Origin of the sequence: Streptomyces xiaopingdaonensis (assembly GCF_000262345.1) — a bacterium.
Classification (GTDB): domain Bacteria; phylum Actinomycetota; class Actinomycetes; order Streptomycetales; family Streptomycetaceae; genus Streptomyces; species Streptomyces xiaopingdaonensis.
Genome location: NZ_AJTQ01000130.1, coordinates 1 through 12,707 on the forward strand (window position 1 = coordinate 1; position 12,707 = coordinate 12,707).

Annotated in this window: 14 protein-coding genes; 8 read left to right on the forward strand and 6 right to left on the reverse strand. The window is 67.4% G+C overall.

The annotated features are described in order from the left end of the window. Positions 1-41: 41 nt before the first annotated feature. From sufD to UWG_RS0110515, 6 genes are all read left to right on the forward strand, one after another. Positions 42-1,220, forward strand: a complete 1,179-nt coding sequence (gene sufD / locus UWG_RS0110490; RefSeq protein ID WP_029391346.1) for a Fe-S cluster assembly protein SufD — start codon at positions 42-44, stop codon at positions 1,218-1,220. Continuing rightward, positions 1,217-1,549 carry a non-heme iron oxygenase ferredoxin subunit gene (locus tag UWG_RS0110495; RefSeq protein WP_016907163.1) on the forward strand — a complete coding sequence of 111 codons (333 nt, stop codon included), beginning with the start codon at positions 1,217-1,219 and terminating at the stop codon, positions 1,547-1,549. Before sufD ends, UWG_RS0110495 begins: the two co-directional genes overlap by 4 nt. 6 nt (positions 1,550-1,555) lie before the next feature. Next, entirely contained in the window at positions 1,556-2,320 is a 765-nt protein-coding gene (gene sufC, locus UWG_RS0110500; RefSeq protein WP_016907164.1) for a Fe-S cluster assembly ATPase SufC, read from the forward strand. Positions 2,321-2,396: 76 nt separating this feature from the next. Beyond that, complete coding sequence (locus UWG_RS0110505; RefSeq protein ID WP_016907165.1) at positions 2,397-3,653, forward strand: cysteine desulfurase; 1,257 nt, start codon at positions 2,397-2,399, stop codon at positions 3,651-3,653. Positions 3,654-3,672: 19 nt separating this feature from the next. Next, positions 3,673-4,128 carry a Fe-S cluster assembly sulfur transfer protein SufU gene (sufU, locus tag UWG_RS0110510; RefSeq protein ID WP_016907166.1) on the forward strand — a complete coding sequence of 152 codons (456 nt, stop codon included), beginning with the start codon at positions 3,673-3,675 and terminating at the stop codon, positions 4,126-4,128. Positions 4,129-4,201: 73 nt separating this feature from the next. Next, complete coding sequence (locus UWG_RS0110515; RefSeq protein WP_016907167.1) at positions 4,202-4,531, forward strand: metal-sulfur cluster assembly factor; 330 nt, start codon at positions 4,202-4,204, stop codon at positions 4,529-4,531. Positions 4,532-4,620: 89 nt separating this feature from the next. On the opposite strand, the gene UWG_RS0110520 is transcribed toward UWG_RS0110515, so the two are convergent. The 6 genes from UWG_RS0110520 to UWG_RS0110550 all read right to left on the reverse strand — a co-directional run bounded on the left by UWG_RS0110520 (position 4,621) and on the right by UWG_RS0110550 (position 11,254). After that, positions 4,621-5,658, reverse strand: a complete 1,038-nt coding sequence (locus UWG_RS0110520) for an NAD(P)-dependent alcohol dehydrogenase (protein ID WP_016907168.1) — start codon at positions 5,656-5,658, stop codon at positions 4,621-4,623. After that, complete coding sequence (locus tag UWG_RS0110525; RefSeq protein ID WP_016907169.1) at positions 5,618-6,124, reverse strand: MerR family transcriptional regulator; 507 nt, start codon at positions 6,122-6,124, stop codon at positions 5,618-5,620. Before UWG_RS0110525 ends, UWG_RS0110520 begins: the two co-directional genes overlap by 41 nt. Positions 6,125-6,244: 120 nt before the next feature. Continuing rightward, positions 6,245-7,285 (reverse strand): hypothetical protein, encoded by a 1,041-nt coding sequence (locus tag UWG_RS0110530; RefSeq protein ID WP_078495634.1) that lies wholly within the window; start codon positions 7,283-7,285, stop codon positions 6,245-6,247. A 216-nt stretch (positions 7,286-7,501) separates the two neighbouring features. Further along, positions 7,502-8,608 (reverse strand): hypothetical protein, encoded by a 1,107-nt coding sequence (locus tag UWG_RS0110540; protein WP_157838547.1) that lies wholly within the window; start codon positions 8,606-8,608, stop codon positions 7,502-7,504. Continuing rightward, entirely contained in the window at positions 8,605-10,830 is a 2,226-nt protein-coding gene (locus UWG_RS0110545) for a hypothetical protein (RefSeq protein WP_050988546.1), read from the reverse strand. The genes UWG_RS0110540 and UWG_RS0110545 overlap by 4 nt, the downstream gene beginning before the upstream one ends. 61 nt (positions 10,831-10,891) lie before the next feature. After that, positions 10,892-11,254: a hypothetical protein gene (locus UWG_RS0110550; protein ID WP_016907174.1), complete on the reverse strand. Its 363-nt coding sequence runs from the start codon at positions 11,252-11,254 to the stop codon at positions 10,892-10,894. A gap of 588 nt (positions 11,255-11,842) precedes the next feature. Between UWG_RS0110550 and UWG_RS0110555 the strand changes: the two genes are divergently transcribed. Both UWG_RS0110555 and UWG_RS0110560 read left to right on the forward strand, forming a co-directional pair. Next, complete coding sequence (locus UWG_RS0110555; protein WP_016907175.1) at positions 11,843-12,058, forward strand: hypothetical protein; 216 nt, start codon at positions 11,843-11,845, stop codon at positions 12,056-12,058. 208 nt (positions 12,059-12,266) lie between these two features. Next, positions 12,267-12,707, forward strand: a 441-nt coding sequence (locus UWG_RS0110560; protein ID WP_016907176.1) for a DUF2118 domain-containing protein, incomplete at its 3' end; no start/stop codon positions are given.

Here is a 12,707-nt window from a genome sequence, read left to right on the forward strand (position 1 = left end):
GCGGGCGACCACCCAGGCAGAGAGAGAGCAAGACGACAGCCATGGCTGAGGCTCAGAGTATTCCGGTCGGTTCCAACACCACCGGATCGATCGCGGTGGCAGCTGAGTCCACCACCGCCACCAGGATGAGCGCACCCCCCTCGTTCGACGTGGCGGAGTTCCCCGTTCCGCACGGCCGCGAGGAGGAGTGGCGGTTCACGCCGCTGGAGCGGCTCAAGGGACTGCACGACGGCTCGGCCGAGCCCACCGGGACGATAAAGAGCGAGATCGAGGCGCCCGAGGGCGTCACGGTCGAGTCGGTCCCGCGGGAGGACTCGCGCGTCGGCCGTGCGGGCAAGCCGGTCGACCGGATCTCGGCGCAGGCGTACTCCGCCTTCGAGAACGCGACCGTCGTCACCGTGCCGAAGGAGGCCGTGCTCGGCGAGCCGGTGCGGATCAACCTCCACGGCGAGGGCGGCGTCACCTACGGCCACACCGTCTTCGACATCGGCGAGTTCGCCGAGGTGGTCGTCGTCATCGACCACGCCGGGGACGCGGTCCGCGCCGCCAACGTGGACTTCCTCGTCGGGGACGGCGCGAAGGTCACCTTCGTCTCCGTCCAGGACTGGGACGACACCGCGGTGCACACCTCGCAGCACAACGCGGTCGTCGGCCGCGACGCCACCTTCAAGTCGGTGGTCGTCACCTTCGGCGGCGACGTCGTGCGGCTCAACCCCCGCGTCACGTACGCGGGCCCGGGCGGCGAGGCGGAGTTCTACGGGCTCTACTTCACCGACAACGCCCAGCACCAGGAGCACCGGCTTCTCGTCGACCACAACCAGCCCAACTGCCGCAGCAACGTGGTCTACAAGGGCGCGCTCCAGGGCGAAGAGGCGCACGCGGTCTGGATCGGGGACGTGCTGATCCGCGCGGAGGCCACCGGCACCGACACGTACGAGCTCAACCGGAACCTCGTCCTCACCGACGGCGCCCGGGTCGACTCGGTCCCGAACCTGGAGATCGAGACGGGCGAGATCGTTGGCGCCGGGCACGCTTCGGCGACCGGCCGCTTCGACGACGAGCAGCTCTTCTACCTCATGGCTCGCGGCATCCCGCAGGTCGAGGCCCGGCGCCTGGTGGTCCGCGGGTTCTTCGCCGAACTCGTCCAGCAGATCGGCCTCCCCGACCTCGAGGAGCGGCTCATCGCGAAGATCGACGAAGAGCTGGAATCCGTCGCATGAGCGAGTTCGTGCGCGTCGCAGCCCTCGGCGAGCTGGAGGAGGACATCCCGCAGCGGGTGGAGGTCTCCGGTGTGCCGGTCTCGGTGGTGCGCACCGAGGGCCAGGTCTTCGCCGTCAACGACATCTGCACGCACGCCAACGTCTCGCTCTCCGAGGGCGAGGTCGAGGACTGCCAGATCGAATGCTGGCTCCACGGCTCCCGGTTCGACCTGCGCACCGGCAAGCCGTCCGGACCGCCCGCTTCCCGCCCTGTACCCGTATACCCCGTAAAGATCGAAGGAGACGGCCCCGAAGCGGCTGTGCTCGTCTCCGTCACCCAGGAGTCCTGAAACCCCATGGCAACGCTTGAGATCAACGACCTGCACGTCTCCGTGGAGGCCGAGAGTGGCCCGGAGGAGATCCTCCGCGGCGTCGACCTGACCGTGAGGCAGGGCGAGACGCACGCGATCATGGGGCCGAACGGCTCCGGCAAGTCGACGCTCGCCTACTCCCTCGCCGGCCACCCGAAGTACACCGTCACCGGCGGCAGCGTCACCCTCGACGGGGAGGACGTGCTGGAGATGACCGTCGACGAGCGCGCCCGCGCCGGCGTCTTCCTCGCGATGCAGTACCCGGTCGAGGTGCCGGGCGTCTCCGTCTCCAACTTCCTGCGCACCTCGGCGACGGCCATCCGCGGCGAGGCCCCGAAGCTCCGTACCTGGGTGAAGGAGGTCAAGGAGGCCATGGAGCGGCTCTCCATCGACCCGGCCTTCGCCGAGCGTTCGGTGAACGAGGGCTTCTCCGGCGGCGAGAAGAAGCGCCACGAGATCCTCCAGCTGGAGCTGCTGAAGCCGCAGATCGCCATCCTCGACGAGACCGACTCGGGCCTCGACGTCGACGCGCTCCGGGTCGTCTCCGAGGGCGTCAACCGCGTCCGCGAGGGCGGCGACGTCGGCACCCTGCTGATCACCCACTACACGCGCATCCTCCGCTACATCAAGCCCGACTTCGTCCACGTCTTCGCGAAGGGCCGCATCGCCGAGTCCGGCGGCGCCGAGCTCGCCGACAAGCTGGAGGAAGAGGGGTACGAGCAGTACGTGAAGGGCGGCGCGGCCGCATGAGGGGCTCATCGGCGGGCCGGCGCGGTCCGCTCACCGCGGCGCGGTCGCACCGCGCGACGAAGGGAGGCGCAGTCGCGTGACACAGATCCCCGGTCTCCTCGACACCGAGGCGATCCGTAAGGACTTCCCCATCCTGGGCCGCACGGTCCACGACGGCGACGGCCTCGTCTACCTGGACAACGCGGCGACCTCGCAGAAGCCGCGCCAGGTCCTCGACGCGCTGCACGAGTACTACGAGCGGCACAACGCCAACGTCCACCGCGGTGTGCACGTGCTCGCCGAGGAGGCCACGGCGCTGTACGAGGGCGCCAGGGACAAGGTCGCCGCGTTCGTCAACGCGCCGTGCAGGGACGAGGTGGTCTTCACGAAGAACGCCTCCGAGTCGCTCAACCTCGTGGCGAACATGCTCGGTTGGGCCGACGAGCCCTACCGGGTGGAGGCCGGCACCGAGATCGTCATCACGGAGATGGAGCACCACTCCAACATCGTCCCGTGGCAGCTGCTCGCCCAGCGCACGGGTGCCGAGCTGAAGTGGTTCGGGCTCACGGACGACGGCCGCCTCGACCTCTCCGCCGTCGAAGAGGTGATCACCGAGCGCACCAAGGTGGTCTCCTTCACGCTCGTCTCGAACATCATGGGCACGTTCAACCCGATCGAGGCGATCGTGCGGCGTGCCCAGGAGGTCGGCGCCCTCGTGGTGGTCGACGCCTCCCAGGCGGCACCGCACATGCCGCTCGACGTCCAGGCGCTCCAGGCCGACTTCGTCGCCTTCACGGGGCACAAGATGTGCGGCCCCACCGGCATCGGCGTCCTGTGGGGCAGGCAGGAACTCCTCGACGATCTGCCGCCGTTCCTCGGCGGCGGCGAGATGATCGAGACGGTCACCATGCACTCGTCGACGTACGCCCCGGCGCCGCACAAGTTCGAGGCGGGCACGCCCCCGATCGCGGAGGCGGTCGGCCTCGGCGCGGCCGTTGACTACCTCTCCTCGATCGGGATGGACCGCGTCCAGGAGCACGAGCACGCGCTCACCGAGTACGCGGTGGCGCGCCTGAAGGAGATCCCCGAGCTGCGGATCATCGGCCCCACCACGGCCGAGGAGCGCGGCGCCACCATCTCGTTCACGCTCGGTGACATCCACCCGCACGACGTCGGGCAGGTCCTCGACGAGCAGGGCATCGCCGTCCGCGTCGGTCACCACTGCGCCCGGCCGGTCTGCCTGCGCTACGGAATTCCTGCGACCACGCGTGCGTCGTTCTATCTGTACTCCACGCCGGCGGAGGTCGATGCCCTCGCCGACGGGCTGGTGCACGTACGGAATTTCTTCGGCTAGGCGGCGCTGGGACGGACTCGTGAAGCTCGACTCGATGTACCAGGAAGTCATCCTGGACCACTACAAGAACCCGCACGGCCGCGGCCTCCGCGAAGGGGACGCGGAGGTGCATCATGTCAACCCGACCTGCGGTGACGAGATCACTCTGCGGGTGAGGTACGAGGGCGGCACGGTCGCCGACGTCTCGTACGAGGGGCAGGGGTGCTCGATCAGCCAGGCGAGCGCCTCGGTCCTCAACGACCTCCTCGTCGGTAAGGAGCTGGCGGACGCGCAGCAGATCCAGGAGACCTTCCTCGAACTGATGCAGTCCAAGGGCCAACTCGAACCCGACGACGCGATGGAGGACGTGCTGGAGGACGCGGTGGCGTTCGCCGGCGTCTCGAAGTACCCGGCGCGCGTCAAGTGCGCCTTGCTGAGCTGGATGGCGTGGAAGGACGCGACGGCGCAGGCGCTGGGCACGGAGCCGGCCGAGTGACCGCGGACACCGCACCGTCGGGCGCAGCAGCCCCGGACGCAACGCAACCGGACCCGAGAGAAGGACACCCGGCATGACCGAGACCACCACCAAGCCAGCGAGCGAGGACGAGGTCCGCGAGGCCATGATGGACGTCGTCGACCCCGAGCTCGGCATCGACGTCGTCAACCTCGGCCTGGTCTACGGCATCCACATCGACGACGACAACGTCGCCACCATCGACATGACGCTCACCTCGGCGGCCTGCCCGCTCACCGACGTCATCGAGGACCAGGCGCGTGCCGCCACCGAGGGCATCGTCAAGGAGTTCCGGATCAACTGGGTCTGGATGCCGCCGTGGGGCCCCGACAAGATCACCGACGACGGCCGCGATCAGCTCAGGGCGCTCGGGTTCAACGTCTGAGCCGGCGCCTCCGGGCTCCGTCCTGCCGTCACCGGCGGACTGCCGTCACCGGCGGGGCGGGGCCTGACGTCGTTGCGGTGCGCCCGCGTTCAGGCGGTCATGTCGAGGACGAAGCGGTAGCGGACGTCGTTGCGCTCCAGCCGGTCCAGGGCGGTGTTCACCTGGTGGGACGGCAGGACCTCGGTCTCGGCGGCGATGCCGTGTGCGGCGCAGAAGTCGAGCATCTCCTGCGTCTCGCCCGTCCCGCCGCTGCCCGCGCCCGCGAGGGTCTTGGCGCCGGTGATCAGCTCGAGGGGCGGGACGCGGAGGTCCTCGCTCGGGACGCCGACGAGGCAGAGCGTCCCGTCGACCGCCAGCGAGCGGAGGTAGGGCTCCAGCGCGTGCGGTGCGCCGACCGTGTCGAGGACGAGGTCGAACCGGCCGACCTGCGCAGCCATCTGCCGCTCGTCCCGGGAGAGGACCACCTCCTCGGCGCCCAGGCGGCGGGCTTCGGCCGCCTTGCCGGGCGAGGTCGTGAACTGCACGACCTCGGCGCCCATGGCGTGGGCGAGGCGGAGCGCCAGGTGTCCGAGGCCGCCCATGCCGACGATGCCGACCTTCCGCCCCGGGGCCGCGCCCCAGCGCCGCAGCGGTACGTAGGTGGTGATGCCCGCGCACATCAGCGGGGCCGTGCCCGCGGGATCGAGTTCTGCGGGCAGCGGGTAGGCGAAGTGCTCATCGACGACGTACCCCGAGGAGAAACCGCCCTGGCCGAGCGAACCGTCGACCGGGTCGACGCCGCCGTAGGTGAGGACCACCCCTTCGTGGCACCAGTTCTCCCGGCCTGCGCGGCAGGCAGGGCAGGTGCGGCAGGAGTCGGCGATGTTGCCCACCGCCACCTCGTCGCCGACCGCGAACCGGGAGACGCCCTCGCCGACCGCGCTCACCGTGCCGACGATCTCGTGCCCCGGCACGAGCGGCGGGGAGGCCGGGTCGCGCGTGCGGACGGCGGTGAGGTCCGACGCGCAGACGCCGCAGTAGCGGACGTCGACCGCTATGTCCGTCCTCCGCAGGTCCCGCCGCTCGAAGTCGTACCGGGCGACGGTCTCACCGGGGGAGTGGGTCGCCCATCCGCTGACTCTGCGCATGTTCCGTCCTGCCTTCCGTGGTCCTTGGCGCTGCGGTGTCCCCTGCCGGGGTGCGCTGGGCGCCCATCTCGTCCTCGCAGTCGAGGCCCCTGCGCGACAGGTCGCGGTGGTGGGCGATCTTCTCCCGCACCACGGTCAAATCCCCGTGCAGCCGGGCTATTTGGGCCTCGATCGCCGCGGCGTGCTCCTCCAGGAGCGCCGTGCGCCTGTCGTGCCACTCCACCCCGTGGCCCATCCGCACGAAGGCCCGGACGTCGTCCACCGGCATGCCGGTGCGCCGAAGCGCCTGCACGAGACGGACGAACCGGACCGCCGCGGGCCGGTACCGGCGCCGCCCGCGCGCGTCCCGCTCCACCAGGGGGAGGAGGCCCTCGCGCTCGTACCACCGCAGGGTGTCGATGCTCAGGCCCGTCTGCTCCGCCACGGCCCTGATGCCTACCGTGTCGGTCTCGGGTGCGTCAGCCATGGTGGAGACGGTAGGAGGTGGAGTGGGCTCCAGGGCAAATCCTTTCGGCGCGGGAGGAGTTGGAGAAGTGCTCGCACCGCGGGGACACGGCACTCGGCTACGAGTGCGAGCCGCCCGCTCCTATCCCCCGGACGAGGCGCACCGGTGCTCCGCGGACAGCGCGTTGACGTAGGAGCGCAGCCAGCCGCGCATCACGGTGCCTTCGCCTTTGATGGACGTGGCGTCTTCGAGTGCCGCTCCGTACTCGGAGGAGGAGTGGACGTGGGCGTAGAGCTTCTTGTCGCCGCAGGGGACGAGAACCCGATCGGTCGCCTTGGAGAGGTTCCGATTGGCTCCTGCTAGCGAGGCTCCGTGGGTGAGTGCGGGGTGCGTGCTCCAGGTGAAGGTTAGGCGGCGGTCTCCGGTGCCGGGGAAGGTGAGTTCGCAGGCGCCGGTGGTGGTGCCGGGTGCGGTGTGTTGTTCCTGTTCGGGGGTTTTGAGGTGGCCTTTGGGTAGGGCGTCGGGTGGTGTGAGGGTGTTGCCGCACAGCGCGGTGTTGTCCGGGGTGTTTGTTGTGGTGGGGCCGCGGAGGTCGATGGGGGAGGAGCGCCAGCGGTCTGGGGCGTCGCAGCCGAGTTTGCTGGTGACGTGGTTGGCGGTTCGTAGGAGGACGGTTGCCAGGTTGGTTTTGTCGGCGCGTGTGTTTTCGAGCTCTACCTGTATGTAGATCTGCGGGTCGCCGCGGACGTTGTCGGGGATGACGGCGTGGCACTTTTGGGGGAGGAGGAGCCATCCTTGCTCGTGAGAGACCGCGCCTGCGCGTTCGCCTGTGAAGTAGGAGTAGGAGGCGTGCCCGTCCCAGACAGCGACGGAGCTGAGGGCGTAGTCGGCTGGTCGCAGGGTGAGTTTTGTGGTCAGTTCGGCGGGTGGTCCACCGCCGATCTTCTGCGCGAGCTCCACGTCGCATGCGAAGCCGTAAGGATCGGTGTTTTCCCGGGCGTTGTCCGTGATCCTGCCTGGCCCGGAGAGGACCGAGTCGACCTCGCCCGCATCGAGTACGTCACGGCAGGACGCTTCCTTTCCGAAGGCGTCCGTGTTCGCCCACACCAAGATCCCTGCGAAAACCGACGCGAGGACGACCACGCTGCCCACAAGCACCAGAACGACGCGACGTTTCCTCATGCTCACTGGCTCCTCTTCACTCTCCACTTCGCATGCGAAGCCGCAGGGTCCTCGTGCTCCGTGGTCCTGTCCGAGAGCCTGTCGGGCCCGAAGAGGACCGAGTTCACCTGTGATAGCGCCATCTACCGCCCAGGCTCTGCCCCTCGTTTCGGAAGCCAGCGCGTGCCCACACGGGCCTGGCGACAGAATCGGTGGTCGTTCACAGCCCCTGACGATTCACTTGTCGGGCGGCAGCGAGACCCGGGGACAGTCATACGTGGTGGCTGTGGCGTCGAGGAAGCTCTGCAGGAAGGTTCTCCGTGCGGGGAACCAGTTCTCGTCATGAAGGAGCGCCCCGTTGAGGGCTGAACGCCAGAGGGTGGCGAAGTACACGTCGCGTTTCTTGCAGTGGAGAACTACGCCCTCCGAAAAGTCAGTTCCCTTTTCGTCCGGAAGTTTGCGCCTGTTCTCGCCTGTGTATTTTACGGCTTTAACGAGCAACGGGTTTTCGGTGACTGAGAACTTCAGAAAGGACTCGTCATGGCGAAGCTGCTCACCTGCCACATGGAAGAAGACGTCGCAGGACCAGTAGGGCGTTTTGTTTCGCAGCGTTATTTCGCTTCTCGGACGGATCTGCTTGGATTCGTATGCGCTCACCGGTAGTTTGAAATCGGGTATCCCGCAGGTGCCGTCCGTTGCCGAGGGGCGCTCGTCCAGGGGGATCTGCAGTGACCCCGGTACCTGAGAACCCTCGGAGGAGGAGCACGCGGCCTCGTCCGTGACCTGCCGCGCCGCGATTGCCAGTGCGTCCTTAAGCCCCGTTGGACTCGCCTTCCCTCCCTTCGTGTCGGCTTCGATGATCGGAACCTGCTTTCGGCCTAGGCGCTCACTCGGGCCGACCTTGCCCCAACACCTCTCCGGGAGCAGAATCCACCCACGTTTGCCGGACACAGCGCCGACGAATCCTCCTCCTGAAAAGGAGGACGCCATAGGAGCTTCGGTCCAGACGGCACTCTGAAACGGGAAATCGCCGTCCATCGCCCTGTTCTTGATAGTTATTTCAGTATTCTCGGTGTTCGGCAGCTTGCTGGTCCGGCTGACGCGGCAGAGAAACTCGGGGCCGTTCTCAGCGGTGTCGACATGTTCGGTTCGGATTCGGCCGGGCCCGTCGAACAGCGATTCTGTCTGCTCCCGAGTGAAAAGTCCCTGACAGTGCTCCTTCGGGCTCAAGAGGTTGGACTCCCACGAGTAGAGCAGGCCGGAAACCACGAGAATCATTCCCAGGAGTGCAGCCCCTGAGGCATAGGTAACTTTCCTCCTCGATGAGGGTTTCACGTTGCTCATCCTTCTCCGCGAAGTGCTTCCAGGGCATTATTGCGCCCGACATGGTAACTTTGTTTTGCCTCGCCGGATGCATGCTCACGCATGTCTTTTGGGACATCGTGCTCGTCTGCCCATGCTTCAAAATAGTCCTGCAGGGCTCTCTCGGCTGCCGAATTCGTCGAGCTCAAGCTCTCCTTCGCGATCGCTTCTTGTTCCTCAATCACGGACTTCTGCCACTCGGACAGTGACGCATCGACGATGCGCTGTGCCGTATCGCCTACGACCGGGATACCTGTGATAGCTCCGCCGCCTGCATGATATCCGTACAGCTTGGTGTCTTCAGCCTTCTCTATTTTGCTGTCGCTCACATCGAGATTCGCATCCGCCGCAACGGCATTCAAAGCGCCGAAAACCTCTCCTACTTTTCTCCCTCTGTTATCGGCCTCCAAGGACGATTCCGTTCCGGTGCCCATGTACTCACTCGATGCGTAACCTCTTTGTGCTTGATTCAGTAGCTCAAAATTCTCAGTTGAGTCCTCCGAGGCGCCACGCATCATTCGCACCAGACTCTCTCTGCTGTTCAGGGTCTGGGAGTTCTCTCCGTTCAAATAGGGTGTCGTGCTCCCGTCCTGCTTTCCGCGTCCCTCTCCCGTCAGGCTGTCGAAGGTATCGGGGGAGTAGTCCGCGAGTGCCCGTGCGAGCGGCTCGCGCATGGACTTGTAGCCGTCCTCGGCCAGTCGCTCGTCGGCCTTGCCGATGTCGTCCTCGCCCTGCTTGCCTTCCGGCTGTCCGTAGTCCAGCGTGTTGACCGCGTCGTGCATGATCCGCGCTTGTGCCTCCGAGTGGCGGCCGAACTCGTTGCTGCCGGAGCCTGGTTCGTTCCCCGTCGCTCCCGCTTCCAGCGCGAGGCCGAAGCCCTTGCGGGCGTCGTCGTCGTGTGTGGGCTTGTCCATGCGGAACTCGCCCTTGTACGTGGTCTCGTCGATGTTCTTCCAGTCCCGGTCGTTGATGAGGTACTCGAGGTTGTCGTTCGACCTGTCGGCGCCCGGGTCGAGGTACGTCTCGGATGCCTTCGGGTCTCTGGACATGACCTCCAGTACGCCGTCGAGCGGGTCGTTGGCGAACCAGCCGTCGTCCTTGCCGCTGTAGTTGCCGTGCAGGTCCCAGATGTCGGGGTCGCCGCCCTGGCTCTTGTCCTCCGCCTTGCGGATGTCGTCGGCCATGTCGTGGAGGAAATCATCGGAGTAGCCGCTGCCTTGCTTCATCAGGGTGGCGAGGCTTTGGTATCCACGGGCCTGCTGGGTATCGCCGGGTCTCCCGGTACTTTCCTTCGAGACGACGTCGAGGTCGAACTGCTCCGTCCCGGCCTTGCGCATCTTCTTGCGCCAGTTCTTGTAGAAGTCCGAGTCGGTGTCCTTGGTGGCGGTGGCGAGAGTGTTGGCGAGGCTCTTCTGGAGACCCGCGTAGTCCTTGCGGTCGCCCTTGTCGCCGGAGTGGGAGAGGTCGCTGAGCTTGTTGGTGAACTTGACCATGCCGTCGGGGCCGAGGGAGTTGAGAAGGGTCTGGCTAAACGCCTTGTCGCCCGCGTTGTCGCGGAAGGCGCGCTGGGCCTCGCGGATGTCCGCGGGGGTGGCCTCGCCGTTGTTGATCCGCGTGGCGATCTCCGCGGTGTTCTTCGCCTCGTACTTCTCGATGTCGCCCTGTGCCTTGCCGTTGAAGCCGCCTGCCGGCGAGTCGCTCCTGGAGGCCTGTTCCAGGGCGGTTTCGACGCCCTGGTCGGCGTCGGTCACCTTCTTCACCGCGGCGTCTATGCGGCGCTGCCAGGTGCGCTCCTTGTCGCGGACGCTCTCCTGGTAGCTGGGGTCGTGGTGGAGCGCCGTCTTGCCGCCTTCGGAGAGCGACTCGGTGTCGAACGTCACTACGCCGCGGGCGGAGACGATCATGTCGTCCTTCTCGGCGTCCTTTTTGACGCCCTTGAGGTCCTCGCGCAGGTCGTGGAACTGCGAGGCGGCCTCCCTCAGCAGTTCGGCGATCGCCTTGGCCTCCGTCTGCGCGTACTTGAACTGCTTGAGAGTGCCGTTGAATTGCTCGTTGCCCGCCACCGCACTGTGGCCGAACCACGTGCGGCCCAGGGAGATCCCGTGGACGTCGCGGCGGTAGGCGGTCTCCTGGTCTTCGAACTCGTCCGCCATGTCCTCCCACGCCTGGGCTGCCGTGGTGAGTGTGGAGAGCTTCGTGGACATGATCTCGTGGTACGTCGGCATGCTGCTTCCCCCGGTGCTGTGCTGTGCGGTTGTGCACGGTTCAGAAGTCGTCCAGGGCGGAGGGCGGGCGCAGCATGCCGGCGGCGCCGCCGTCCGCGCGCTGGAACATGAGGCCGGTGTCGATCAGCGACGTGTGATCCGAACCCAACCTGTGCAGCAGTGACTTGACCTGCTTCCCCCACTCCTTGTGAGCCTTCCGCAGCGCGGTCGACGTGGCCCAGCCGTGGCCGTCCCTGGCGTCGAACTCCTTGACGGCGGTGTTGGTCTTCTCGTCGGCGTAGTCACCGGCGGTCTTCGTGTCCGGGTGGATGTGCTTCTCGATCGCCTTCGCTGCCGCCTTCTTCTCGCTCGGCGAGGAGGCGAGCGCGTCTGCCGGGGCGCCGCCGGGAAGTGGGGTGGTCACTCGGCCTCCAGGGACTCGGCATGTGCGTGTCGTTGTGACGAAAAAGTACCAGCATGCCGTACAGCGAGGAGAGTTGGCGGTGAGAGGTGCGTGCGAGGCTCATGGTGTGCCGGTGCGCCCGGTGTGTGTGCCTCTCCGGTGCGGCGGCTCGCTCGGCCGCTGTGTCGCGCTCTGCTCCTTGGTCCGGAGCGCGGGGAACAGGGACTTCTTCGACACCCTTGCACAAGGCGTGCGTGCATGCGTCACAGCGGGGCGCCGACATCTTCACCGGACGGTTTTTGCTGCCGTTATGTTCCTTCGCGGCGACCCGATTCGGTGGCGGACGTGTATTCGTTCCGCAACGACGTGAAGACGGTGTCCCAAAGGCGTGCCCGGGGTGCACCGACTGGGCATCGGGTGTTCAGAAACCGCAGGTGGGGGCCGTCGACGCGGCTGGCAGACCCCTGCGCCCCCGTGCTTTCATCTGGCCCACCGCAGACGCCTTGTCAACGGCCCCGCATTCCGGGCCTGCGTATGCGGTGTGACGGCACCCTGTCGGGTGCGGTCGCTGATTGCACAGATTCCACCAAGCGAAGGGCAGTGCGCAGAATGCGTAACGACCTCGAGACCCGTGAGATCTCCGACAACGAGCTGGACGCCGTGTCCGGCGGCCTCGGCGGTGCCGTCGGCGGTGTTGTCGGCGGTGCCGTCAACGACGTGACCAACACCGTCGGTTCGCTGGAGACCGTCGGCGCGGCCACCGGCCTCGCCGGTGAGGCCACCGGCACCGTCGGCAACGTCACGGGTGTCAGCCTCGGCCAGTGATCCGCCACGGCGAGTGAGAAGGGCGCCTCGGGCCGTCCTGCGTCCCGCTGCGCCAGACGGTCTGACGAGGGGTTCCGCGCCCTTGCCGGACCGTTCATGAACCCCGGAGCTCCCCCGTTCCGGGGTTCATGTCGTGGCCTCAACCGCCCGGTCCCGTACGGGGATCGGGCAGGACGCCGCCCGCGAACGAGTAGCCGAAGGAAGGTCAGTGCAGTTCCGTCAGAAGGCGCTCTCCCGGTTGCAGTCGCCGGAGGAGCTGGACCTGCCGGTGCGCTTCGCGCGTCCTCCGGGCCGCCTCGTCCTCGCCGTCACGCTCGTCGCGATGGCGGCCGCGGCGGTGTGGGGCGTGACCGGGACCGTCACCAACAAGGTCGAGTCGCCGGGGGTGCTCACCCACGCCGGCGGCAGCTACGTCCTGCAGAGCCCGCTCGCCGGACAGGTCACCGGTGTCTTCGCGGAGGAGGGCGACCGGGTCGAGGCCGGCGCGCCGCTGTTGAGGGTGCGTACGCAGGCCGGGCCGCGCGCGGTGCGCGCCGTCGAGGCGGGGCAGGTGACCACGCTGCTGACGGAGAGCGGCTCGGTCCTCACGCCGGGCGCGGACGTCGCCACCGTCGAGCGGGCCGAGGACCCGGACGAGCCGCTCGTGGCG